The sequence below is a fragment of the Streptomyces sp. NPDC088747 genome, from assembly GCF_044751025.1.
Classification (GTDB): domain Bacteria; phylum Actinomycetota; class Actinomycetes; order Streptomycetales; family Streptomycetaceae; genus Streptomyces.
On sequence record NZ_JBIVKZ010000006.1, the window covers coordinates 117,146 to 141,376 of the forward strand.

General features: G+C 70.9%; 21 protein-coding genes and 1 tRNA gene. 11 read left to right on the plus strand and 11 right to left on the minus strand.

From position 1 onward, the window contains the following. Positions 1 to 4 precede the first annotated feature (4 nt). Positions 5 to 1,216: an SUKH-4 family immunity protein gene (locus ACIP79_RS16215; protein WP_401223600.1), complete on the plus strand. Its 1,212-nt coding sequence runs from the start codon at positions 5 to 7 to the stop codon at positions 1,214 to 1,216. Between the two features lie 15 nt (positions 1,217 to 1,231). Here ACIP79_RS16215 and ACIP79_RS16220 read toward each other — a convergent pair whose 3' ends face one another. The 3 genes from ACIP79_RS16220 to ACIP79_RS16230 all read right to left on the minus strand — a co-directional run bounded on the left by ACIP79_RS16220 (position 1,232) and on the right by ACIP79_RS16230 (position 2,662). Further along, positions 1,232 to 1,846, minus strand: coding sequence for a DUF4232 domain-containing protein (locus tag ACIP79_RS16220; RefSeq protein WP_401223602.1), 615 nt, complete (start codon positions 1,844 to 1,846; stop codon positions 1,232 to 1,234). A 180-nt stretch (positions 1,847 to 2,026) separates the two neighbouring features. Next, entirely contained in the window at positions 2,027 to 2,491 is a 465-nt protein-coding gene (locus ACIP79_RS16225) for a hypothetical protein (RefSeq protein ID WP_401223604.1), read from the minus strand. Between the two features lie 99 nt (positions 2,492 to 2,590). Then, positions 2,591 to 2,662, minus strand: a tRNA-Cys gene (locus tag ACIP79_RS16230). 223 nt (positions 2,663 to 2,885) lie between these two features. Between ACIP79_RS16230 and ACIP79_RS16235 the strand changes: the two genes are divergently transcribed. From ACIP79_RS16235 to ACIP79_RS16250, 4 genes are all read left to right on the plus strand, one after another. Continuing rightward, positions 2,886 to 4,349 (plus strand): MFS transporter, encoded by a 1,464-nt coding sequence (locus ACIP79_RS16235; protein ID WP_401223606.1) that lies wholly within the window; start codon positions 2,886 to 2,888, stop codon positions 4,347 to 4,349. A gap of 344 nt (positions 4,350 to 4,693) precedes the next feature. Further along, a complete protein-coding gene (locus tag ACIP79_RS16240) occupies positions 4,694 to 6,487 on the plus strand; it encodes a DEAD/DEAH box helicase (protein WP_383677514.1) in 1,794 nt (597 codons plus the stop codon). A 513-nt stretch (positions 6,488 to 7,000) separates the two neighbouring features. After that, entirely contained in the window at positions 7,001 to 7,642 is a 642-nt protein-coding gene (locus ACIP79_RS16245; protein WP_266828067.1) for an IclR family transcriptional regulator, read from the plus strand. Positions 7,643 to 7,953: 311 nt separating this feature from the next. Then, entirely contained in the window at positions 7,954 to 8,742 is a 789-nt protein-coding gene (locus ACIP79_RS16250; protein ID WP_401223610.1) for a S16 family serine protease, read from the plus strand. A 91-nt stretch (positions 8,743 to 8,833) separates the two neighbouring features. On the opposite strand, the gene ACIP79_RS16255 is transcribed toward ACIP79_RS16250, so the two are convergent. From ACIP79_RS16255 to ACIP79_RS16275, 5 genes are read right to left on the minus strand one after another with little or no spacing between them, the layout of a single operon-like run. After that, positions 8,834 to 9,823 carry a glycine betaine ABC transporter substrate-binding protein gene (locus tag ACIP79_RS16255; protein WP_401223612.1) on the minus strand — a complete coding sequence of 330 codons (990 nt, stop codon included), beginning with the start codon at positions 9,821 to 9,823 and terminating at the stop codon, positions 8,834 to 8,836. Further along, on the minus strand, positions 9,820 to 10,692 hold the full coding sequence (locus ACIP79_RS16260) for an ABC transporter permease (protein WP_401223614.1): 873 nt from the start codon (positions 10,690 to 10,692) through the stop codon (positions 9,820 to 9,822). Before ACIP79_RS16260 ends, ACIP79_RS16255 begins: the two co-directional genes overlap by 4 nt. Continuing rightward, positions 10,689 to 11,972, minus strand: coding sequence for a betaine/proline/choline family ABC transporter ATP-binding protein (locus ACIP79_RS16265; RefSeq protein WP_401223616.1), 1,284 nt, complete (start codon positions 11,970 to 11,972; stop codon positions 10,689 to 10,691). The genes ACIP79_RS16260 and ACIP79_RS16265 overlap by 4 nt, the downstream gene beginning before the upstream one ends. Further along, on the minus strand, positions 11,965 to 12,612 hold the full coding sequence (locus ACIP79_RS16270) for an ABC transporter permease (protein WP_401223619.1): 648 nt from the start codon (positions 12,610 to 12,612) through the stop codon (positions 11,965 to 11,967). The genes ACIP79_RS16265 and ACIP79_RS16270 overlap by 8 nt, the downstream gene beginning before the upstream one ends. Positions 12,613 to 12,633: 21 nt before the next feature. Next, a complete protein-coding gene (locus ACIP79_RS16275) occupies positions 12,634 to 13,104 on the minus strand; it encodes an Lrp/AsnC family transcriptional regulator (protein ID WP_383677703.1) in 471 nt (156 codons plus the stop codon). Positions 13,105 to 13,226: 122 nt separating this feature from the next. Between ACIP79_RS16275 and hppD the strand changes: the two genes are divergently transcribed. After that, positions 13,227 to 14,372, plus strand: a complete 1,146-nt coding sequence (hppD, locus tag ACIP79_RS16280) for a 4-hydroxyphenylpyruvate dioxygenase (protein ID WP_401223621.1) — start codon at positions 13,227 to 13,229, stop codon at positions 14,370 to 14,372. On the opposite strand, the gene ACIP79_RS16285 is transcribed toward hppD, so the two are convergent. Continuing rightward, positions 14,317 to 16,029 carry a tetratricopeptide repeat protein gene (locus ACIP79_RS16285; protein ID WP_401223624.1) on the minus strand — a complete coding sequence of 571 codons (1,713 nt, stop codon included), beginning with the start codon at positions 16,027 to 16,029 and terminating at the stop codon, positions 14,317 to 14,319. The genes hppD and ACIP79_RS16285 overlap by 56 nt on opposite strands. A 92-nt stretch (positions 16,030 to 16,121) precedes the next feature. Between ACIP79_RS16285 and ACIP79_RS16290 the strand changes: the two genes are divergently transcribed. Beyond that, positions 16,122 to 17,537 (plus strand): FAD-binding oxidoreductase, encoded by a 1,416-nt coding sequence (locus ACIP79_RS16290; RefSeq protein WP_383677530.1) that lies wholly within the window; start codon positions 16,122 to 16,124, stop codon positions 17,535 to 17,537. Between the two features lie 10 nt (positions 17,538 to 17,547). Here the strand turns inward: ACIP79_RS16290 and ACIP79_RS16295 are convergent, their stop codons facing one another. Beyond that, a complete protein-coding gene (locus tag ACIP79_RS16295; protein WP_383677532.1) occupies positions 17,548 to 18,024 on the minus strand; it encodes an SsgA family sporulation/cell division regulator in 477 nt (158 codons plus the stop codon). Positions 18,025 to 18,252: 228 nt separating this feature from the next. On the opposite strand from ACIP79_RS16295, the gene ACIP79_RS16300 reads away from it, so the two are divergent. Both ACIP79_RS16300 and ACIP79_RS16305 read left to right on the plus strand, forming a co-directional pair. After that, positions 18,253 to 19,761, plus strand: coding sequence for an RDD family protein (locus tag ACIP79_RS16300; protein ID WP_401223627.1), 1,509 nt, complete (start codon positions 18,253 to 18,255; stop codon positions 19,759 to 19,761). Positions 19,762 to 19,876: 115 nt separating this feature from the next. Next, positions 19,877 to 20,536, plus strand: a complete 660-nt coding sequence (locus tag ACIP79_RS16305) for an RDD family protein (protein WP_401223630.1) — start codon at positions 19,877 to 19,879, stop codon at positions 20,534 to 20,536. Positions 20,537 to 20,614: 78 nt separating this feature from the next. On the opposite strand, the gene ACIP79_RS16310 is transcribed toward ACIP79_RS16305, so the two are convergent. Continuing rightward, entirely contained in the window at positions 20,615 to 20,911 is a 297-nt protein-coding gene (locus ACIP79_RS16310; protein ID WP_401224264.1) for a hypothetical protein, read from the minus strand. A 477-nt stretch (positions 20,912 to 21,388) separates the two neighbouring features. Here ACIP79_RS16310 and ACIP79_RS16315 point away from each other — a divergent pair, with 477 nt between their 5' ends. Both ACIP79_RS16315 and ACIP79_RS16320 read left to right on the plus strand, forming a co-directional pair. Beyond that, positions 21,389 to 23,722, plus strand: a complete 2,334-nt coding sequence (locus ACIP79_RS16315; protein WP_401223633.1) for an immune inhibitor A domain-containing protein — start codon at positions 21,389 to 21,391, stop codon at positions 23,720 to 23,722. 122 nt (positions 23,723 to 23,844) lie between these two features. After that, the gene (locus ACIP79_RS16320; RefSeq protein WP_383677539.1) at positions 23,845 to 24,204 is read left to right on the plus strand and encodes a hypothetical protein; all 360 of its coding nucleotides are present in this window, start codon (positions 23,845 to 23,847) and stop codon (positions 24,202 to 24,204) included. Positions 24,205 to 24,231: the final 27 nt, after the last annotated feature.

Genomic DNA, 24,231 nt, shown 5'->3' on the forward strand with positions numbered 1-24,231 from the left:
AGCCATGAGCACGACTGACACCGAGGTCGGCGGCGCGATCACACTGACCGACGACGAGCTGTTTTCGTACATCACGCACGACGGCACGAGGCAGTGGCTGACGGAGGCCGGGTTGCCCGGCGAGAGCACACTGATGGGCTTCGGCCCGCTGCGGGACCGCGGGCTGCGCAGGGTCGTGGAGCTGGCGGGCGACGCGGAGAGGCTTGCTGAGGAGCTCCAGGACCAGTTGGTCATCGGGGCCCTGCGGACCTTCGACAGGGACTTGGAGTCGATCGTGCTGGACGGGGTGACGGGTGAGGTCTCCACGACGTCGGTCCGCCCGGACGCGGCGCTGATGGACCTCTCGCCGCTGGCCCCTTCCCTGGAGGCGCTGATGCGTTTCGCGGCGGCCACGGAGGAGCTGACGGCCTTACACGGCCGTCCCGCACCGCTCACGCCGTCTACGCCGCGGGACACGCGGTTCGGCCCGAAGGCGGTCACGGAGGCGTCCGATCGGCTGTCCACCGTCTTCGAGGACGCGGTGGGCGACCAGGTGCCGCCGTTCTGGCGGATGGCCGCGCTGATCCGCCCGCTGGCCCGGATCGCGGGACCGGGCGAGGGCCTCACCCTGGACCTGCCGAAGCGGCTGCTGGACGAGGAGTTCGGCGCGGGCGGGATCATGCGCTTCGAGGACGTCGACTTCCCGACCGCACTCACGCACGAGCCGACGCGCCGCTTCCTCCGCGAGACGGGCCTCCCGGAGGACGGGTTCGTCTTCCAACTGGACACGGAGGTGCCCCTGTCGGCGCTCAGCGAGTACTACGTGGACGAGCGCCCCGAAGACTTCACCGCGGCCGAACCCACCGCCGCCGAACTCCCCGCCGGCGCCGACCGCCTGATACGCCTCGGCCACCTGCTGGAGGACACCAGCCTGGTGGTGGACGGCTCCACAGGCGCCGTCCTCGCCTGGAGCGAGCCGGACCTCCTGCTCCGGCCCCTGAACACCGACATCTCCACTCTGGCGTTCACCCTCTGGCTGCTGCACCGGGAGAAGTCCCTGGACGCGGCCCACGGCCTCACGGACTCCTACGACCACCTGGCCGTCACCATGACCCAGACGCTGGCCACGGTCGACCCCCTCGCCTGCGACCCGGCGCCGTCCCTCCCCGGCGACGACGGCCGCCGCTACTGGCCGGAGATATTCGAGGACCGGACGCGCGGAGCGCTGTACGCGTGAGGGGGACCGCCCGGCTCAGCTGAAGGGCACGGCGTCCGTCGGGACGGTGTGCCAGTTGGTGACGATCGGGTCCTCGACCGTGATGGTGCCGACGGACAGGGAGACGGGGTCGGGATCGTCGTCCCCCACGCCGACGATGATGGTGTCCAGTTCCTTGCCACCGTCCTCCCCAGTGGTCTTCGTGCTCACCCCGGCGTAGGCGGTGGTGCTCCCGCTCAGGGTGATCTCCTCGCCGACGGCCTGCTCCGCGGGCCCCGCGTCGGTGCCGTCGGATCCGAACGCGACCGTCGGAAGCGCGGCGGGCATCACACAGGTGATCCCAGGCTTCGCCTTCGCCATGAGCAGGATGTATCCGCCGGCCTGCGTCTCGGACCGGGTGCTCCAGGAGATGTCGTGGGCGCCGCAGTTCTGCTGGACCTGCTCCCGCTCACCGTCGCCGGTGTCGGCACCGGAGCCGTCGGCGCCGCCCTGACCGCCGTCCGTGTTCGGCGAGGCGGTCACGCCCACCGGATCGGCGGGCGGAGAACTCTGCGCGCCGCCGTTGTCCGAGTCCTGGCACCCGGTCATCAGCATGACCCCGCCCACGAGCACGGCGGAGACGAGGAGGGCCTTGCGACGCTTACCGGACATGAGATCCCCTTGGCGATCAGTGAGCCGAGGCCGACCCGTTTTCGACCTCTCGACGCTTGCTCGACCACCTAGAGGGCCCTGAGAACGAAACGGGTCCCGCCGTCTCCGTCCCGGGACACCCGCGGCACGGGCCGGTTACGAGATCACGGGCGGCATCTACGACTTGGAGAGCCGGCGCGTCTAGAGAGAGCTGAGGTCTGAGCGCATCGCTTGCCGAAGGGCTTCCAGCGCCTCGCTCAATGCTGTCTGGGTCGCTGACCACTCCGGATCCGTGCTCACGTCGGGCTGGTCGAAGCGGTCCCGTAGGCGTAGGAGTCCCCGGAAGGCCTGAGCGGCTACGTCGTCGAGAGGTACGGGAGCCACGATGCGCATCTGATAGAGGAGTTGAAAGGCGTTGCCGGCCCCGAGGATCTCTCCGGACTGCTTGACGCGCTCCTCCCTGGTCAGCGCGGCGCTTCGCTGCAGATCACGTAGCCGGTGCCTCGTGAGCCAAAGGGCCCCAAGATATTCGCTGTAGAGCTGCTGCTTTGCGGCACGCTCGCGGGACGTATTCTCCCGACGCCATCGTGACCGTTCGCCGAGAAGGGTCGTACTGACACCGAGAAGGGCACCGAGCGCAGTGCCCGCGAGAGTCCCCCAGTCCACCGGCACATCGTAGAGGCGCCGTGCCCCCGCGCCCAGAGCGCGATGTCCGCCTCCCGAGACTCACCCCTTCGGGGTGCCACCCTGTGATCAAGCCACTTGAGGCCGTGGCGGGAATCGAACCCGCGTAACTCGCTTTGCAGGCGAGTCCCTGAACCACTCGGGCACACGGCCGTTCTCAGGGTCGGAACGGCTTGCTTGTTCCTGGCCTGATGGGTTGACCGTAGGCGGGGTGTGGGCGGGGCTCAAGGGGTGGGCGGGGGTTGCAATGGGACTGCCATGCGGCGTTCATGAACGGTGGGGCGGGGTGGGGGCCGGGGTCGTACGACGAAAGGCCTGGTCGATCACCGTCTTTGGACAGGGGTCGGGGACGGAAGTGACCCTTACTCTGGCGAGCATGACAGCCCTGGACGCACGCGATGCCACACCGGTTCCGGCAGTGGAAGGGACCGACGACGACGGTGTGCTGGGGCGGGCCTACCGGGCGCTCAGTGTCGGCATCGTGTCCGTCGTGCTGCTGATCGCGTTCGAGGCGACGGCGGTCGGGACGGCCATGCCGGTGGCGGCACGGGAGTTGGACGGGGTGTCGCTGTACGCCTTCGCGTTCTCGGGGTACTTCACGACGAGTCTGTTCGGGATGGTGTTCGCCGGGCAGTGGTCGGACCGGGACGGGCCGCTGGCCTCCCTGACCGCGGGGATATCGGCCTTCGCCGTCGGGCTGTTGCTGTGCGGCACCGCGAGCGCCATGTGGCTGTTCATCCTCGGGCGCGCGGTGCAGGGGCTCGGCGGCGGGCTGGTGATCGTCGCGCTGTACGTCGTCGTGGGGCGGGCCTACCCGGCGCGGCTGCGGCCCTCGATCATGGCGGCGTTCGCGGCGAGCTGGGTGATTCCGTCCGTGGTCGGCCCGCTCGCCGCCGGCGCGGTCACCGAACACCTCGGCTGGCGCTGGGTGTTCATCGGGATACCCGTCCTGGTCGTCCTGCCCCTGGCCCTCGCGCTGCCGCAGATACGACGGCGGACGGCGCGACCGGAAGGCCCCGAGGACAAGGGCCGCGCGCGCTTCGACCGGCGGCGTATCCGGCTCGCGCTTGGTATCTCCTGCGGTGCCGGGATCCTCCAGTACGCCGCCCAGGATCTGACCTGGTTCTCGCTCGTCCCCGCGGTCGCGGGCGCCGCACTGCTCGTCCCCGCCGTCCGCGGGCTGCTGCCCCGCGGCACCTACCGGGCCGCGCGCGGGCTGCCGTCCGTGGTGCTGCTCCGCGGGGTCGCGGCCGGGTCCTTCATCGCCGCCGAGTCCTTCGTGCCGCTCATGCTGGTCACCCAGCGAGGGCTGTCGCCGACGCTCGCCGGGTTCTCGCTCGCGGCCGGCGGGGCGACCTGGGCGCTGGGCTCGTACATCCAGTCGAGGCCGCGCGTGGAGCCGTACCGGGAGCGTCTGATGTTCCTCGGCATGCTGCTGGTCGCGGCCGCGATCGCCGCCGCGCCGAGTGTCCTGATCCACGCCGTGCCCGTGTGGATCGTCGCCGTCGCGTGGGGGTTCGGCTGCCTGGGGATGGGGCTCGTGATCGCCTCGACCAGCGTCCTCCTGCTGCACCTCTCGGCGCCTGAGGAGGCCGGCACCAACTCCGCCTCGCTCCAGATCTCCGACGGTCTCGCCAACGTGGTGCTCCTCGCCGCGGGCGGCGCCGCCTTCGCCGCGCTGGGCGGCGGCGCGCTCAGCCACACGGCCATCACGACGTCCGGTTCGCATCCGGCGGCCTTCGCGGCGGTGTTCCTGCCGATGGCGGGGGTCGCGCTGGTAGGTGCCTGGGTGACCACGCGGGTGCGGGGCGATCACCCTGCGTCGGAGGGCGCGGGGTGAAGTGGTGAACGCGGTGAAGTGGCGAATGAGGGCCCCTGCTGCCGCGAGCGCCGTACGGAAGGGCGCGGCGCGGGCCTCGGGACTCGCCGTACGAAGGAGGCGCGGCCCGAACCCGGGAGCGTCGTACGGAGCGGTGCGGCCTGGACCCCGGCACCGCCGCACCCCCGCGATGTGACCTGAGTCCCATCCGAGGGGGCGGCGGTGTCGTGCGCGCGTTGGCGTGTGCGGGGCGCCGGTAGGGTGGCCCGGTTGTCATACGTAGCCGAGCCGCCCGCCCGTCTCCGACCACCGCTCCACCCGACGCGCTACCCGCGGCCCTCTGATCCGACCACCCCACGGAGACCGTGACTACCACCGCCGCTTCCGCCTCCCACCACCTCTCACCCGCCTTTCCCGGCCGCGCCCCCTGGGGCACCGCGAACAAGCTGCGTGCCTGGCAGCAGGGGGCCATGGAGAGGTACATCCAGGAGCAGCCACGCGACTTCCTGGCCGTCGCCACGCCCGGCGCCGGCAAGACGACGTTCGCGCTGACCCTCGCGTCCTGGCTGCTGCACCACCATGTCGTGCAGCAGGTGACCGTGGTGGCGCCGACCGAGCACCTGAAGAAGCAGTGGGCGGAGGCGGCCGCGCGGATAGGGATCAAGCTGGACCCCGAGTACAGCGCGGGTCCGCTCAGCAAGGAGTACCAGGGCGTCGCCGTGACGTACGCCGGTGTCGGTGTGCGGCCCATGCTGCACCGCAACCGCGTGGAGCAGCGCAAGACCCTCGTCATCCTCGACGAGATCCACCACGCCGGTGACTCCAAGTCGTGGGGCGAGGCGTGCCTGGAGGCGTTCGAGCCCGCCACCCGGCGACTCGCGCTCACGGGTACGCCCTTCAGGTCCGACACCAACCCCATCCCCTTCGTCGCGTACGAGGAGGGGAACGACGGCATTCGGCGTTCCTCGGCCGACTACACGTACGGGTACGGCGCCGCTCTCGGCGACGGGGTCGTGCGGCCCGTCATCTTCCTCTCCTACAGCGGCAACATGCGGTGGCGTACGAAGGCGGGCGACGAGATCGCCGCCAAGCTCGGCGAGCCCATGACCAAGGACGCCGTCTCGCAGGCCTGGCGCACCGCCCTCGACCCGCGCGGCGAGTGGATGCCGAGCGTGCTGCGCGCCGCCGACCAGCGGCTCACCGAGGTGCGCAAGGGCATCCCGGACGCCGGCGCGCTGGTCATCGCGACCGACCAGGAGTCGGCCCGCGCGTACGCCAAGCTCATCCGCGACATCACCGGGAGCAAGGCCACCGTCGTACTGTCCGACGACACCGGCGCCTCCAAGCGCATCGACGACTTCGCCGCGAGCGAGGACCGGTGGATGGTCGCCGTCCGCATGGTGTCCGAGGGCGTCGACGTGCCGCGGCTCGCCGTCGGCGTGTACGCCACCACCATCTCCACGCCGCTCTTCTTCGCCCAGGCCGTCGGACGCTTCGTGCGTTCCCGGCGGCGCGGTGAGACGGCCTCCGTGTTCCTCCCGACGGTTCCCGACCTCCTCGGCTTCGCCAACGAGATGGAGGTCGAGCGCGACCACGTCCTCGACAAGCCCAAGAAGGAGGGCGAGGAGGACCCGTACGCCGAGTCCGAGAAGGAGATGGAGGAGGCGAACCGGGAGGAGGACGAGGACACCGGGGAGCAGGAGCAGTTCTCCTTCGAGGCGCTGGAGTCCGAGGCCGTCTTCGACCGGGTGCTGTACGACGGTGCCGAGTTCGGGATGCAGGCCCACCCGGGGAGCGAGGAGGAGCAGGACTACCTGGGGATTCCGGGGCTCCTCGAACCCGACCAGGTCCAGATGCTGCTCCAGAAGCGGCAGGCCCGGCAGATCGCGCACAGCCGCAAGAAGCCGGACGATGAGGCCGACCTGCTCGAACTGCCCGCCGAGCGGCGGCCGGTGGTCTCCCACAAGGAGATGCTGGAGCTCAGGAAGCAGCTCAACACCATGGTCGGCGCGTACGTCCACCAGAGCGGCAAGCCGCACGGGGTGATCCACACCGAGCTGCGGCGGGTGTGCGGGGGGCCGCCGAGCGCGGAGGCCACGGCCGGGCAGCTCCGGCAGCGGATCGCCAAGGTGCAGGAGTGGGCCACCCGGATGCGGTGACGCCGGACGCTGTTCCGCGGCCGTCAGGCGGCATGCGGTGACACCGGCTGCGCGGTGACACCGGGTGCCGTGCCGTGCCGCGCAGGCCGCCGTTCTGGACGCCGCGGCCACGCCCCGCACCGGCGTACGGACACCCCCGCACCGGCGTACGGACACTCCCCGTGCGCGGGGTGTGTTGCCCTGGCTCCGGTGCACGTCCTGGCGCGTGCGCTGTGTGCGGGGAGGTGTACGCCGGGTCGCGAGCGCCGGGCGAACCGGGGCAAAGGAAATCAGTCCGTACCAGCCGATGCCCGGATTCTGGACGGAGCCTTCCGCTGAGCGAACCAGCTCGCTACTGTCCCGCTACGCACACGCCCCGTGGCAGCGCAGCCGCGGAGCGCAGCCGTGAAGCGACTCCGCCCGGGAGAACCGGGTCTCAGCCGACCGGCGGCCTCTGAAGCGCGTCGCCGACGGGACTCGGTGCCGCAACCGCCGCGAGGGGGCCGTCGACCTCACCACTAAGGAGTGGGCGTCGTGACCGCGGAGACCTCTCAGACGCTCGACCGGGGACTGCGTGTCCTCAAGCTGCTCGCCGACACGGATCACGGCCTGACCGTGACCGAACTCTCCAACAAACTGGGCGTCAACCGGACCGTGGTGTACCGGTTGCTCGCCACGTTGGAGCAGCACGCTCTCGTACGCCGTGATCTAGGCGGTCGTGCCCGGGTCGGACTCGGGGTGCTGCGGCTCGGGCGGCAGGTGCATCCGCTGGTACGGGAGGCCGCGCTGCCGGCGTTGCGCTCGCTCGCGGAGGACATCGGGGCGACGGCCCATCTCACGCTGGTCGACGGCAGTGAGGCGCTCGCTGTCGCGGTCGTCGAGCCCACGTGGACGGACTACCACGTCGCCTATCGCGCCGGGTTCCGGCATCCGCTGGACCGGGGGGCCGCCGGGCGGGCGATCCTCGCCGCGCGGCAGGCGCCGGTGGGGGAGTGCGGGTTCACGCTGACGCACGGGGAGCTGGAGGCGGGGGCCAGCGGTGCCGCCGCGCCGCTGGTCGGGGTGACCGGGGTCGAGGGAAGCGTGGGTGTCGTGATGCTCGCGGACTCCGTACCGGAGCGGGTGGGTCCGCGGGTCCTGGACGCGGCCCGTGAGGTGGCCGACGCGCTTCGCTGACCGCGGGTGTGTCGGGCGTGCCGTTCGTGCCGGGCCCGCGCGGGGACCCTGACCGCGGGCGCGGCGGGACCGGGCGGGGACGCCGAGCGAAGCCGCGCCCGGTGCGGGTCGGTGAGGCCGCGCCCGGTGCGGGTCGGTGAGGCCGAGGTCGGGGTGGGTCGGTGAGGCCGAGGTCGGGGTGGGTCGCGCGGCCCGGCGCTTGCGGGGCGCCGCTGCGCCCACCCGTGCCGCCCCTTGCGGCACGCATGCCCGCAGTACGCGGCGGGGACGCCGCCCCCGCCCCCCATCCCCCCGCGCGTTAGATTGGCCCCGTGCTCTCTCGTCTCACGCGCCCCAAGGCCGTCGCCGTCTGCGCTGTTCCCGTTGTGGCTCTGCTCGCGGTGGCGGTGTTCGCGCCGTTGCCGTTCTCGCTGACGCAGCCGGGGATCACGGCGAACGTGCTCGGGGAGAACAAGGGGGACCCGGTGATCACGATCACGGGCGCGTCCACCCGTGAGACGACCGGGCAGCTCAGGATGACGACGATCGAGGCGACGGGGCCGGACGCCAGCATCGGCCTCGGGGACCTGCTCGACGCCTGGTTCCGTACGGACCAGGCCGTGATGCCGCGCGACTCGGTGTACCCGAGCGGCGACAGCGTCAAGGAGATCGAGCAGCACAACGAGGCCGCGATGCGGGAGTCGCAGGACACGGCCACCGACGCGGCCCTGTCGTACCTGGGCGAGAAGAACGACATCAAGGTCACCCTCAAGCTCGCCGACGTCGGCGGACCCAGCGCCGGACTGCTCTTCTCCCTCGGCATCGTCGACAAGCTGGACGGCGACGGCAGCGGCGGCGACCTCACCGGCGGACGCAACATCGCCGGTACGGGGACGATCGACGCCGACGGCAAGGTCGGCGCGGTCGGTGGCGTCGCCCTGAAGACCCAGGCCGCCCGGCGCGACGGCGCGACCGTCTTCCTGGTCCCGAAGGCGGAGTGCTCGGACGCGAGGACGGAGCTGCCCAAGGGGCTGCGCCTGATTCCGGTGACCACCCTCAAGGGAGCGGTGGAGTCACTTGTCGCCCTGGAGAAGGGCACCGGCTCGGTCCCGAGCTGCTGAAAACCCCACCAGGGCCGGACCGACCAGGGCCGGACCGACCAGGGCCGGACCCGGACCCCGTTCGTCACCGAGCCGCTGAACTCCCCCCGTCTCAGCCCCCCTTCACGAACCCCTCGTCCTTCATCCAGTCCAGCGCGACCTGGTGCGGGTCCTCCCCGTCCACGTCCACCTTGGCGTTGAGGTCCTGCGCGACGGTGTTGTTCAGCTTCTTGGTGATCGGGTCGAGGACCTCGGCGATCGCCGGATACCTCTTCAGGGCCTTGGTGTTGATCTCGGGGGCGACGTTGTAGTTGGGGAAGAATTTCTTGTCGTCCGCCATCACCTCCAGGTTCATCGACTTGATGCGCCCGTCGGTGGTGAACACCTCCCCGTAGGTGCAGGTCCCCTTCGCCACCTGGGTGTAGATGATCCCGGTGTCCATCTGCGTGACGTTCCCGGCCGGGATGCTCATCCCGTACGCCTTCTCCATGCCCGGCAGCCCGTCGGCCCGGTTGGCGAACTCGCTCTCCACGCACAGCGTGACCGCGCCCGGGTCCGACTTGGACAGCGCCGCCACCTCGGAGAGCGTCGTCGTGCGGTACTTCTTGAAGTTGGACTGGTTCATGGCGAGCGCGTAGGTGTTGTTGAGGGCGGACGGCGGCAGCCAGGTGATGCCGTTCTTCGCGTCCGCGTCCCGCACCGCCTCCCACTGCTTGTGCGGGTCGGTGATGGGTTCGCTGTTGCCGAGGTACGTGATCCAGGCGGTGCCCGTGTACTCGTACATGCCGTCCGCGTCGCCGCTCTTCACCGCCTCGCGGGCACCGATCGAACCCTGGATGCCGGTGCGGTCGAGCACCTCCGCGCCCGCCGCCTGGAAGGCGATGCCCATGATCGCGCCGAGGATCAGCTGCTCGGTGAACTCCTTGGACGTGACCGTGAGATCGGCGCCCTCCAGCGGCCTGCCCTGCCCGATCGAACCGGGCTCCACGTCGTCGACCATCGGCGAGCCGCTGGTCAGCCCGCAGCCGGACGCCGCGACCAGCACCCCGGCCAGCCCCAGACACGTACGCCGCACGGTCCTGGTGACTCCTGAGGCCCTCATGACTCCACCTCCAGTCCGCGCGGCCGCAGCAGCAGTTCGGCCAGTGAGGCGAGCCAGTCCACGAGCAGGGCCAGGGCCACGGTGAGGACCGAGCCGAGGACCAGGACCGGCATGCGCTGGGTGGTGATCCCGGTGGTGATGAGGACACCGAGGCCGCCGCCACCGCCGAAGGTGGCGAGGGTGGCGGTGCCGACGTTCAGGACCAGCGCGGTACGGACGCCCGCGAGGATCAGCGGTACGGCCAGCGGGAGTTCGATCCGCGTCAGGACACCCGTGGGCGACATGCCGATGCCGCGCGCGGCCTCCAGCATGGTCGGGTCGTTCGCCTTCAGCCCCGCGATCGTGTTGGAGAGGACCGGCAGGACGGCGTAGATGATGATGCCGATCAGGGCCGCCTTCTCGCCGATGCCCAGCCAGATGACCAGCAGCGCCAGCAGGCCGATCGCGGGCGTGGCCTGGCCCATGTTGGCGAAGGTCATCGCGACCGGCGTCGCCTTCCGGAACGCCTTGCGGGTCAGCAGGATGCCCAGCGGGATCGCGATGATCAGCACGAAGAACGTGGAGATCACGGTCAGTTGGATGTGCTGGCGCAGCGCCTTCCACACCTGGCCGTTCGAAATCGCGTTCTCGGAGATCGAGTCGAGCTCCGCCTGCTGGAACCAGAGCCAGGTGGCGAGGAGCACCGCCGCGATCGCCACCGGCAGGAAGGTCAGCTTCTGCCAGGTGATCCGGCGCCGCGGGGCGGCGGGAGTCCGTGGCCCCGGCTCGGCCGAGCCCTCCTCCACCCCCTCCTCGGCGGAGTCGCGGAAGGCGAGCCCCTTGACCTCGTGCTCGCCCTCGGGCCGCTGTCCGGTCGGGGGAGTGTTCACGCCCTCCCCTCCCCGCCCTCGACGCCCTCCTGCTCGAAGTGGGTCTGCTGGGCGCGCGCCTCCTCCAGCTCGTGCTGGTGCTCCATGGCGTCCAGCCGGTCGGCCTCCAGGAGTTCGTGCACGGAGTTCATCAGCGTCTCCATGTCGACGACGCCGATGTACTCGCCGCGCCGCCCGGTCACCGCGACGCGGCCCGTGTTGTCGGTGAGCACCGCCTCCAGCGCGTCCCGCAGGGTGGCGTCCCGGGTCACGGTGTCGTGCACCAGCGTGCCCGCCCGTGCCAGCGAACCCTTGGCCCGCATCAGGTCGCCGCGCCGCAGCCACTTGTAGGGCCGGCCGCGTCTGTCCAGCAGCAGGATCTCGTTCGTGCCGCTGGAGCGGAGCTTGTTGAAGATGTCCTGGAGCGGGTCGTCGACGGTGATCGTCGGATACTCGGTGATCTCGACATCCCGCACCCGGCTGAGGTTGAGCCGCTTCAGGGCCGCGCCCGCGCCCACGAACCCGGACACGAAGTCGTCGGCCGGGTTGGTGAGGATCGCCTCCGGGGTGTCGAACTGCGCGATGTGCGAGTGCTCGCGCAGCACCGCGATCCGGTCGCCGAGCTTGATCGCCTCGTCGAAGTCGTGCGTGACGAAGACGATCGTCTTGTGCAACTCGTGCTGGAGCCGGATCAGTTCGTCCTGGAGATGGTCGCGGGTGATCGGGTCGACGGCGCCGAAGGGTTCGTCCATCAGCAGGACGGGCGGGTCGGCGGCCAACGCCCGTGCCACGCCCACGCGTTGCTGCTGACCGCCGGAGAGCTGACGCGGATAGCGGCCGTGGAACTCACCCGGGTCGAGCCCGACCAGGTCCAGCATCTCCTCCACCCGCGACCTGATCCTCGCCTTGGACCAGCCGGTCATCTTCGGTACCAGGGAAATGTTCTGAGCGACCGTCATGTGCGGGAAGAGCCCGGAGGACTGGATGGCGTACCCGATCGTGCGGCGCAGCTTCACCGGGTCCATGTCGGTGACGTCCTCGCCGCCGATGCGGATGCGGCCGCCCGTCGGCTCGATCAGCCGGTTGATCATCTTCAGGGTGGTGGACTTGCCGCAGCCCGACGGGCCCACGAAGACGACCAGTTCGCCTGCCTTGATCTCCATGTTGACGTTGTCGACCGCCGGGTCGGCGCTGCCCGGATAGCGCTTGGTGAGGTTCTCCAGCTCGATGGTGGCGCCGGAGGTGCGCTCCTCCACCGGCACGGGACCGGAGTCGGCCGCGGTCTCGGTCGTCTCAGACACGGATCCCCCTCGGGATGGTCAGCCGCCCGATGAGGACGTACACGGCGTCGAACAGGAGCGCCAGGATGATGATCCCGAGGGTGCCCGCGAGCACCTGGTTGAGCGCGTTCTTGCTGCCCAGCGAGCCGATGCCGCGGAAGATCTCGTTGCCGAGGCCGGGGCCCGAGGCGTACGCCGCGATGGCCGCGATGCCCATCAGCATCTGTGTGGAGACCCGGATGCCGGTGAGGATCGGCGGCCAGGCCAGCGGCAGTTCGACCCGCACGAGCTGGGCAGGCCGTGACATCCCGATGCCTCTGGCCGCGTCGACCAACGAGGGGTCGACCCCGCGCAGGCCCACGATCGAGTTGCGCACGATGGGCAGCAGCCCGTACAGCGTCAGTGCGATGACGGTCGGCGGGACGCCCAGTCCGACCACGGGGATCAGCAGACCGATCATGGCCAGCGAGGGGATCGTGAGGATCATGGAGGTGGTCGTGGTGGCGACGCCGCCGGCCCAGTCGCTGCGGTAGGTGACGACACCGATCAGCACACCGATGACGGTGGCCACGACCATGCACTGGAAGACGGCGCTGGCGTGCTGGTACGCGTCCGTGAGCAGTTGCTGGTGGCGGCTGCCCAGGTACTCCCAGAAGTTCACGCCAGTCACCCCCGTCGTCGGTCAGTGCTCGGTCGCCGCTTGCTCCACCAGCGGGATGATCCGCAGCGGAACGGGGTTCTCCATGACGATCGCCGTGGAGGCCCGGACGATGCCATCAAAACCGACAACCCGGTCGATCACACGTTGGAGATCGGCGTTGGAACGGGCGACGAGCCGGCACAGCATGTCGCCGCCGCCGGTCGTCGTGTGCAGCTCCAGCACCTCGGGGACGGTCGCCAAGTGGGCCCGTACGTCCGGGCCTTGCCCCTGCCTGATCTGAAGGGTCGCGAACGCCGTGACGGGGTAACCCAGCGCGGCCGGATCCACCTGCGGCCCGAACCCCCGGATGACTCCATTCGACTGAAGACGGTCGAGCCGCGCCTGCACCGTGCCGCGCGCGACGCCGAGCCGCCGGGACATCTCCAGGACGCCGATCCGCGGCTCCTCGGCGAGCAGCACGATGAGCCGGCCGTCCAGATGATCGATCGCCATGAGGGCCTCCGGGATGGTCAGCTTGTACATAACGCCCGCTGATTCGGACGATCGTATGAACAGAGTGTCCAGCGAAAACGCAAACTATTGCGCACCTTGCGATGCGGGGGGAGCCTGCGGACATGACACAGACCACTGACCACACTCCCGACACCGCCCGGCAGGCAGATCCCTTCCCGGTCAAGGGAATGGACGCGGTCGTCTTCGCCGTCGGCAACGCCAAGCAGGCCGCCCACTACTACTCCACCGCCTTCGGCATGCGGCTGGTCGCCTACTCCGGACCGGAGAACGGCAGCCGCGAGACCGCCTCGTACGTCCTGGAGAACGGCTCGGCGCGCTTCGTCCTCACCTCCGTGATCAAGCCCGCCACCCCCTGGGGCGACTTCCTCACCCAGCACGTGGCCGAGCACGGCGACGGTGTCGTCGACCTCGCCATCGAGGTCCCGGACGCGCGCGCCGCCCACGCGTACGCCGTCGAGCACGGCGCCCGTTCGCTCGCCGAGCCCTACGAGCTGAAGGACGAGCACGGCACGGTCGTACTCGCCGCGATCGCCACCTACGGCGAGACCCGGCACACGCTGGTCGAGCGCACCGGCTACGACGGCCCCTACCTCCCGGGCTACGCCGCCGCCGCGCCGATCGTCGAGCCGCCCGCCACCCGTACCTTCCAGGCCGTCGACCACTGCGTCGGCAACGTCGAACTCGGCCGCATGAACGAGTGGGTCGGTTTCTACAACAAGGTCATGGGCTTCACGAACATGAAGGAGTTCGTGGGCGACGACATCGCGACCGAGTACAGCGCGCTGATGTCGAAGGTCGTCGCGGACGGCACGCTCAAGGTCAAGTTCCCGATCAACGAGCCCGCCATCGCCAAGAAGAAGTCCCAGATCGACGAGTACCTGGAGTTCTACGGCGGCGCGGGCGTCCAGCACATCGCGCTGAACACCGGCGACATCGTGCAGACCGTGCGCACGATGAAGGCCTCGGGCGTGCAGTTCCTCGACACCCCCGACTCGTACTACGACACCCTCGGCGAGTGGGCCGGCGAGACCCGGGTGCCCGTCGAGACGCTCCGCGAACTGAAGATCCTCGTCGACCGCGACGAGGACGGCTATCTGCTGCAGATCTTCACCAAGCCGGTCCAGGACCGTCCGACCGTCTTCTTCGAACTCATCGAGCGACACGGCTCGATGGGCTTCGGCAAGGGCAACTTCAAGGCGCTGTTCGAGGCGATCGAGCGGGAGCAGGAGAGGCGCGGAAACCTGTAGCGGCGGCTTGGGCGGCCTTGGTCGACGGCTTGCCCGAAACGGAGGGTCCAGCCGGAGCGGACGGCGCGCCAGGAGCCGACGGCTTGCCCGAAGCGGTCGGCGCGCCCGAAGCCCTCGGCGCCTTCGGCACCCCTGAGGCGGACGGCTTCGGCGTGCCCGGTCCCGCCGTCGGCCCGGCGGACTCCGCCGTCTCCTCCGGGCCCGCGGAGTCCTCCGTCCGTCCGCCGGGCCCCTCCTCGGCGGACGGCTCGCCCAGCGCCTCCAGCGCCGCTCGGGCGGACGGGACGAGGAGCGGCGAGAAGTACGGGTTGACGCGCAGCGCCTCGGCGAGGTGGCGGCGGGCCGCGCCGTCGAGTCCCAGGGCGCGTTCGATCTGGCCGCGGTGGTAGGCGTACAGCGCGCTGCGTACGCCGCCCCCGCGCTCCTCGTCCATGGTCCTGGCGGCGAACCCGAGGGCCTCCTCGTGCCGGCCCGTGCGGTGCAGCGCCCAGCCCAGCGCGTCCGCGACGGCGATCCCCGGGTGCTGCTTCCACTCCTCGCGCAGCAGCCGTACGGCGGTCGCCGGATCGCCGTGGTCCGCCTCGAAGAGCCCGAGGACCAGCCCGTCGTCCACACCCCCGGCGGCCTCCTGGCGCACCCGCTCCCGCAGCAGGTCGTACTGGACGCGCGCGGCCCCCTCGATGCCGAGCTTCTCGTAGAGCTCGCCCAGCTCCAGCGCGTACCGCGGCTCGGGCCGTTTGGCGAGCGCCGTCTGGTAGGCGCGCAGCGCCTCCGACGTGCGCCCCAGTGCCGCCAGCGCGCGCCCCTGTCCGGCGTGCGCGCCGTGCTCGTCGGGGTCGGTGCGCAGCGCGCGCTGGTAGTAGCCCAGCGACTGTTCACGGTCGCCGCGCTCCCAGGCCAGCTCGCCCGCCTGCTGGAAGAAGGCCGCCTGCTCGGCGGGTGTCGCCGCGCCCGAGGCGGCGTCGGCGAGGGCCGCCGCCGCGTCCTCGCGCCAGCCGCGGCCCCAGTAGACCCGCGCGGCACGCGCCATCACCGTCGGGCCGGATCGCAGCTTGAGGAGCTTGTCGAGGGACTTGCGGGTGGCCCGGTGGTCGCCGAGGCCGGTGTACGCGTCGATCAGCAGCGGATACGTCGTCCAGCGCCCCGGCGACAGTCTCACCGCCGCCTCGCCCCACTTCTTCGCCGCCCGGAAGTCACCACGGGCGTTGGCGAGCGAGGCGAGACCGTCGAGTGCCTCCACGTTTCCCTTGCGCTGGGCGCTGAGCGAGTTGTGCAGCGCCTGCTCGGCCTTCGGGTAGTACGCGGGCGTCGCGGTCCGCCTGCCCTGCTCCACGTACGCCGCGCCGAGCACCGCCCAGGACCGGCCGTCGTCCGGATGGGCCCGCAGATGCGCCTCGCGGTCGCCGATGAGCGCCGCCAGGTCGGGCAGCGCCGCGGGCACCCCGGCGCCCACCGCCGTCCGCGCCCGCGCCACAGGACCGGCCGCGGGCTCCGCGGCCTCCCGCTCCGAGGAAGGCAGCAGGACCAGCACCCCGCCGAGTACGGCGGCTCCCGCGGCGACACCGATCAGGGCGCGCCCGGCGAGGGAGGAGAAACGGGATCGGGAGGGCTCGGGCTCCTGCGCCCGCGCGGGGGGTCGCTGCTCTTCGATCTCCATGCCGCTCACTGTGCGTCAGTACGAAGACCACATCGCGGCACGCGTTGGGTGCAGCCGACGGGGTTCACACCGATGGCCCCGGGTGGGACGCTGTGATCATGAGCCGTATCGAAGCCCGGCCCGACGAGGACGGGACAGTGACCGGCGGTCTCCTCGACCGCCTGCTCAGCGGCCTGCCGGCCGAGGCCGTGCTGACCGACCCGGACGTCACCGCCGCCTACGCCAACGACATGGCGAGCTTCTGCGAGGCGGGCTCACCGGCCGTCGTCGTGCTGCCGCGCACCGTCGAGCAGGTCCAGCACGTCATGCGCACCGCCACCGAACTGCGCGTCCCCGTCGTCCCGCAGGGCGCCCGCACTGGCCTGTCCGGCGCCGCGAACGCCTCGGACGGGTGCATCGTGCTCTCCCTGCTGAAGATGGACCGCGTGCTGGAGATCAACCCGGTCGACCGGATCGCCGTGGTCGAGCCGGGCGTCGTCAACGCGACCCTCTCCCGCGCCGTCAACGAACACGGCCTGTACTACCCGCCGGACCCCTCCAGCTGGGAGACGTGCACGATCGGCGGCAACATCGGCACCGCGTCGGGCGGCCTGTGCTGCGTCAAGTACGGGGTGACCGCGGAGTACGTGCTCGGCCTGGACGTCGTGCTGGCCGACGGCCGGCTCATGACGACCGGCCGCCGCACGGCCAAGGGCGTCGCCGGCTACGACCTCACCCGGCTCTTCGTCGGCTCCGAGGGCTCGCTCGGCATCGTCGTACGGGCGGTCCTCGCGCTGAAGCCGCAGCCGCCCCAACAGCTGGTGCTGGCCGCCGAGTTCGCCTCCGCGCGGGCCGCCTGCGACGCCGTGGTCAAGGTGATGGAGGGCGGTCACGTGCCGTCCCTCCTCGAACTGATGGACCGTACGACGGTGAAGGCCGTCAACGACCTCGCCCACATGGGCCTCCCGGAGACCACCGAGGCCCTCCTCCTCGCCGCCTTCGACACCCACGACCCCGCGGCCGACCTCGCCGCGGTGGGCGCCCTGTGCGAGGCCGCGGGCGCCACCCAGGTGGTACCGGCGGAGGACGCGGCCGAGTCCGAACTCCTGCTCCAGGCGCGCCGGTTGTCACTCGTTGCGCTCGAAGCGGTCAAGGGCACCACGATGATCGACGACGTGTGCGTGCCGCGCTCCCGGCTCGGCGACATGCTGGAGGGCATCGAGCGCGTCGCCGACAAGTACGCCCTGACCATCGGGGTCTGCGCGCACGCCGGCGACGGCAACACCCATCCCACCGTCTGCTTCGACGCCGCCGACCCCGACGAGTCCAGGCGCGCCCGCGAGTCCTTCGACGAGATCATGGCGCTCGGCCTGGAACTCGGCGGCACGATCACCGGCGAACACGGCGTGGGCGTCCTGAAGAAGGAGTGGCTGGCGCGCGAGATCGGCCCGGTGGGCGTGGAGATGCAGCGGGCGATCAAGGCGGCGTTCGACCCGCTGGGCCTCCTCAACCCCGGCAAGCTCTTCTGACGCACCTCTCCTACTGCTCACCGTCCTTGGACTCGTCCGAGGGCCACGGGTCGCGCAGCCACAGGTCGTCGGCCGGGGTGGGCGCGAGCAGCTCGGCGAGGCCGTCGTCGATACCGAGCTGCTCGGCCTCAGAGCCCGGGGGAACCGCCCGGAGGGTGCGCTCCAGCCAGGCGGAGACCTGCGCGGCGGGCGCTTCGAGCAGCGCGTCGCCGTCGGGCGAACTCAGCGCCATCAGCACCACGCTGCGGCCCGCGACCTTCGTCGGCCACACCCGCACGTCGCCGTGCCCGCACGGCCGGAACACCCCTTCCACGAGCAGTTCGCGGGCGAAGGTCCAGTTGACCGGGTGATCGGTGCCCACGTGGAAGGTGATGTGGACGGCGTACGGATCGTCGGAGCGGTAACTGAGCCGCGCCGGGACGGGGATGCTGCGCTCGGGCGACAGGACGAGTTGGAGTTCCAGTTCGCGTTCCACCACGGTGTGCATCTCGGTGCTTCCTTTCTCGTACGGGGCTCTGGAGCGGGCCCGTACGAGTGGAGAGCGCGAAGGAGCGGAACCATTACGCGGGTTCGGGAAGTTTTCTCGGACGGTCTCCGTACGTAGCGGATCCATGCCCGAATGGGGTCGGTACGGCGGGAGCGGCAGTGGCGGGAGCGCCCGTCTGGTAGATGTTGAGCCCCCAAAAGACCCCCGAGCAGATACGGGACGACGGACATGAGCGCCCCAACCCCGGCACCCGGTGACGACAGGCCCCGCGAAGGGTATTACCCGGATCCCTCCATTCCTGGATATGTCCGGTATTGGAACGGTGCCGCGTGGGTACCGGGCACGAGCCGTCCGGCGCCGTCCGACGGCGTGCCGCTCGCGCCGCCGCCCGGCACGCCGCAGGCCTCCGTGCCCGCGCAGTCCCAGGCGCCCGTTCCCGCCGAGGAGACCGGGCCGCACTTCTTCGACGAGGACCCCCGGCCGGCCGACGAGGCCCGCCGGGTGAGTCCCGCCGAGGCCCAGCACGGCAGCCGTCCCGAGCCCGCGGCGGCGTGGGGCGCCGACCGTTCCCGGCAGTCCGGGTTCGGCCGCGACCAGGACCGCCGGGTGTCCTGGGGCGCGCCCCCCGGAGCCGTCGATCCGCGTGTGCCGCGCGCCGCCGACCCCGCCGAACCGGTCGTCCAGCCCGACGGCCGGTCCTCACGTACGGACGGCACGGCGACGATCCCGCCCGCCGACCGGGACGGTTCCCGGCCCGCGGCCTCCGGCGGCCCGGTGGTGTTCCGCCGCCCGACGGGACCGGTGCCGCCCGCCGGAAGCGGTGACGCGCCCTCCGCTCCCACCGGGGGCTCGGGCGCCGAGGACCTTCCCTCCGAGGGCACCATGACCTTCCGTACCCGCGTCCCGCGGCCGGACGGCGCGGGCCCCGCCGCCGCGCCGGCCGGGGGCGGCTTCGCCGCGGGCCAGGCCGCCCAGGCGGCGGCCCAGACCGCCGCGCCCGCCACCCCGCAGCAGCCCGCCACCCCACAGCAGCCCGCCGCTCAACAGCCGCCCGCCGCCCCGCAGTCGCCCACCGTTCCGCAGCAGGCCGACGGCGCCCCCATGGCGTCCGGGCCCGGCGGCGGGCAGCCCTCCTGGGCCCAGCAGGTGCACCGGCTCGCGGGTGACCCGGCGGCGGAGGGACAGCCGGTCGCGCCGTGGAAGCCGCCGGTCGAGGACATCTTCACGGCCGCCGCGCGCAGGCAGTCGGCGACGCGTCCGGCGGGTCTGGGCAGGCGGCTGGCCGCCCGGCTCGTGGACACCGTCGTGGTCGCCGGTGTCACCGGCGTGGCCGCCGTACCGCTGGGCACCAAGGCGGTCGACCACGTCGACGCGAAGATCGACGCGGCCAAGCTGTCCGGCGAGACCGTCACGGTCTGGCTGCTGGACGGCACGACCGCCGGCTACCTCGGGATCGTGCTCGCCGTCCTGCTCGTCTTCGGCGCCCTCTACGACGCGCTGCCCACCTCCAGGTGGGGCCGCACCCTCGGCAAGAAGCTGTGCGGCATCGAGGTGCGCGACATCGAGGGCCACGAACCCCCCTCGTTCGGCTCGGCGTTGCGCCGCTGGCTCGTCTACGCCGTCACGGGCGTTCTCGGTGTCGGTGTCCTCGGCGTCCTGTGGTGCCTGTTCGACAAGCCGTGGCGCCAGTGCTGGCACGACAAGGCGGCGCACACCTTCGTGGCGGCGCGGACGTAGCGAGCGCCGCCGCGGAAGGCGTACCCGGCCGCCGTCCGCCGGACGTAGGCGACCCGGTACCCCGGACGGCCGCTCGCCGGATGCGGAGGGCGGGAGTTCGCGGTCCACTCGGGCCATGAGCAGCGAACCGCCGCCCCCGGGCTCCGGCCGGCCCCCGGAGGACGACCCGTTCAGGAAGCAGCCTCCGCCCGACGCGGGCGGCGGCTCCCCGTACGACCCCCCGTACGGTGGTCAGCCCCCGCCGCCGGGCGGTCAGCCACCCCCCTTCGGCGGTGGCGGTGACCCCTACGGCGGTGGCGGCCCCTACGGCGGTGATCCGCTCTCCGGGATGCCGCCGCTCGCCGACAGCGGCAAGCGGACACTGGCCCGGATCCTCGACATGATCATCGTAGGCATCGTGGTGTGGCTGCTGTCGTGGGCGTTCGGGGTCACCGAGTACGACGTGGACACCGACAAGATCGACACCGGCAAGTCCCTCGGGCAGTCGCTCGTCGCCGCCGTGCTGTACATCGGCTACGACACCGTCATGATCAGCCGCACCGGACAGACCCTCGGCAAGAGGCTGTTCAAGCTGCGGGTGGCCAATCTCGACAACGGTTCCACGCCCTCCGTGCAGACCACGCTGGTCCGTTCGCTGGTGCTGTGGATCCCGTTCGCCTTCTGCTGCGCGTGCATCTGGACCGCGATCGCGGGCGGCTGGAGCTTCTTCGACAAGCCCTACAAGCAGGGTCTGCACGACAAGGCCGCCAAGACGGTGGTGGTCAGCGCCGGTTGACCGGCGGCGGGGGAGCGGCAACGAGAACCGGCGGGTCCGTGAGTCACGGACCCGCCGGTTCTCGTACGTGGTGACGTCCTACGGGTTCGCCGGCTCCCGTACGTGCTCGGAGGTCGCGGCGGCGGCCACGGAAGCGGTCTCGCGCCGGCCGGGTGCGCGCTCCTTCAGCACGGGCACGACGGGCATCGCCCGGGTGCGCACCGGCTTCGGCAGCGGAACCGTCATGGCGACGAGGAGCCCGAGAACGAGTGCCGAGAGGGTGATCATCACGATCCCCAGGCCCGAACTCGTCTGAGACAGCAGCAGCATGGCGAGGGTGGAGAGAATCACCGTGCAGGAACCGTAGGCGAGCTGTGCGGCGGTCGGACGAGGCATGGCAGTCGTTCGAGGCATGGCTATCGTTTCCTCGGATGGGGGTGCTCCCCCCGGGTGCCTCTCGCGTATGGGGGAGGGGGCGGACAGAGAAGGGGGCGAGCTGTGAATCGGGGGTCGATAACGGTGTCAACTTGGCAATCCATCGACATTTCGACGCATCGCCGGCCGACTCTATTCGCCTGCATGCCCGAGTGGAACGTCCGGTAAGCGTGACCTGACGCACGGTGCCGGTGCACAGGGGGCGCACGGAGTCATCACATCCGCCGACCCGGTGTCAGGACGCGCCCGTTGAGCGGTGTGGTGGCGCTCCGGATGGCGAACAACCGCTCCGTATAGTGCAGTTGCCAGGTACAAGTCAAGATCTGTCTTTTCTCTGGTAACTCCGGTCCAATGACGTCACTTGACACGCGTATACGCGCGCGGACCCCATGACCTGGACCCTCCGTCCGCGCGAGCGGACGCGAGGGAGGACATCAAGTGACCAGCAGATCATGGACGTTCAGAGCGGCGGCGGTGGGCGTGGCCCTCGCGGCGGCCACTGCCACGTTCTCTACGTTCGCCGTGGCACAGGCCGATGCCGGCGCCGCGGCCCCGACGGCGGAGCGCCGTGACCCGGCCGCTCCCGCCCAGAGCGACACCGAGCACGACCTCAAGGGCCCCCTCTCCGACCGTCAGGCCGCCCAGCGCGAAGAGGCGCTCAGGCAGGTCATATCCGGCCAGGCCGAGGCCAAGAACCGCAACGGCTCCCAGGTCGTGCAGCTCGGCAAGGGCAAGTACGTCGAGCTCGGCCGGGAGAAGACCGACAAGATCTTCACGATCCTGGTCGAGTTCGGCGACCAGGTCGACCCCCGCTACGGCGGCACCGTCGGCCCGCTGCACAACGAGATAGCCGAGCCCGACCCCGCCAAGGACAACAGCACGGCGTGGCAGGCGGACTACAACAAGGCGCACTACGAGGATCTCTACTTCGGCACCGGCAAGGGCGTCGACTCGCTGAAGACGTACTACGAGAAGCAGTCCTCCGGCCGTTACTCGGTCGAGGGCGAGGTCACCGACTGGGTCAAGGTCCCCTACAACGAGGCCCGTTACGGCTCCAACGACGCGGACACCGGCGCCTGGTACGCGGTGCAGGACGGCGTCAACGCCTGGGTCGCGGCGCAGAAGGCAGCCGGCGCGACCGACGCGGCGATCAAGGCGGACCTGGCCCAGTACGACCTCTGGGACCGCAACGACTTCGACGGCGACGGCAACTTCAACGAGCCCGACGGCTACATCGACCACTTCCAGATCGTGCACGCCGGTGAGGACGAGTCCGCCGGCGGCGGCGCGCAGGGCGCGGACGCCATCTGGGCCCACCGCTGGTTCGCGTTCGGCACCGACGCGGGATCCACGGGACCCGCGGGCAACAAGCTCGGCGGCGCCGAGATCGGCGACTCCGACATCTGGGTCGGCGACTACACCATCCAGCCGGAGAACGGCGGACTCGGCGTCTTCGCCCACGAGTACGGCCACGACCTCGGTCTGCCGGACCTCTACGACACCAACGGCGGCGACAACTCCACCGGGTTCTGGACGCTGATGTCCTCCGGCTCCTGGCTCGGTACCGGCGAGGGCGAGATCGGCAACCTCCCCGGCGACATGACCGCCTGGGACAAGCTCCAGCTCGGCTGGCTCAACTACGACACGGCGAAGGCCGCGACGAAGTCGAAGCACACCCTGGGCGTCGCCGAGTACAACACCAAGGACGCGCAGGCGCTCGTCGTCGAACTGCCCGAGAAGACGGTCACCAACGAGATCGTCGAACCGGCACAGGGCGCGACCCAGTGGTGGAGCGGCAGCGGCGACAACCTCTCGCAGACGCTGAACCGTTCCGTCGACCTCACCGGCAAGTCCTCGGCCACCCTGACGCTCGACGGCTGGTGGGACATCGAGGCGGGCTACGACTACCTCTACACCGAGGTCTCCACCGACGGCGGCGCCAACTGGACCGCCATCGACGGCACCGCGGACGGCGCGGCCATCAGCCGTGACGGCAGCGGCAAGCCGGCGCTCGACGGCACGACCGAGGCGTACACGAAGCTGTCGTACCCGCTGGACGCCTACGCGGGCCAGAACATCGGCCTGCGCTTCCGCTACGCCACCGACGGCGGAGTGGCCCAGAAGGGCTTCGCGGCCGACGAGATCAGCGTCGTCGCGGACGGCACCGCCCTCTTCTCGGACGACGCGGAGACCGCGGACGCCGCCTGGACCGCGGACGGCTTCTCCCGTATCGGCGCGGCCATCACGGACGACTACGCGCAGTACTACATCGCCGAGAACCGCCAGTACGTGTCGTACGACAAGACCCTCAAGGTCGGCCCGTACAACTTCGGCTTCGCGACGACCCGTCCGGACTGGGTGGAGCACTTCCCGTACCAGAACGGCCTGTTGATCTGGAAGTGGGACACCTCCCAGCCGGACAACAACACCACCTCGCACCCGGGCGCCGGTCTGGTGCTGCCCGTCGACGCGCACCCGACCGCGCTCAAGTGGTCCGACGGCACGCTGATGCGCAACCGGTTCCAGTCCTACGACTCGCCCTTCAGCCTGTACCGCACGGACGCCCTCACGCTGCACAAGGCGGACGTCGCGACCAGGGTTCCGTCGCAGCGGGGCGTCTCGGTCTTCGACGACCACGCCCACACCTACTACGACGCGAGCAACCCGTCGGGCGGTGTCGCCATCACTGACACCAACACCAAGATCAAGATCGTCAAGGAGGCCCTGAACGGCTCCACGATCTCGCTCGAGGTCGGCCGCGCAGTGAGGTAAACCCTGTTTATGCAGGTCAGAGCATGATCGGCCGCGACCCCCTGGCGGGTCGCGGCCGATCGTGTTTAGGTGCGTCCTGTGATTCTCTTATTGACACCGGACCGCACGGGGGTGTGACTTTCATGGCCGCAGGAGGTTTCTGCAAGCTGCCCAACGGCAGCGTGGTGGTGGCGCTGAACCTGCCGAGCCCGTCCGGCCCCTACGGCTCGGTCGGCGGCGTGCGCGTGCTCGTGCTGGCCCAGAACCGGGCCCGCGCGCTGACCAGGCTGCGCAACCTGGGCCTGCGCGCGGTGTACCTGCGGGGCAACGCCCAGCCGCCCACCCCGGACGAGATCACCGCGGTCCTGCACCATCCCGACGGCCTGATATGGCGTACGGCGCCGGCCCCCGACAACGGTGTCCTGGGCCCGGAGCTGGTCCAGGAGCTGTGGCACCCGATCCGGGCGCTGATGCGAAGACCGGCGGCGCCCCAGGGCACGTAGGGCCCGACGGCGGCAGGACGGGCGCAG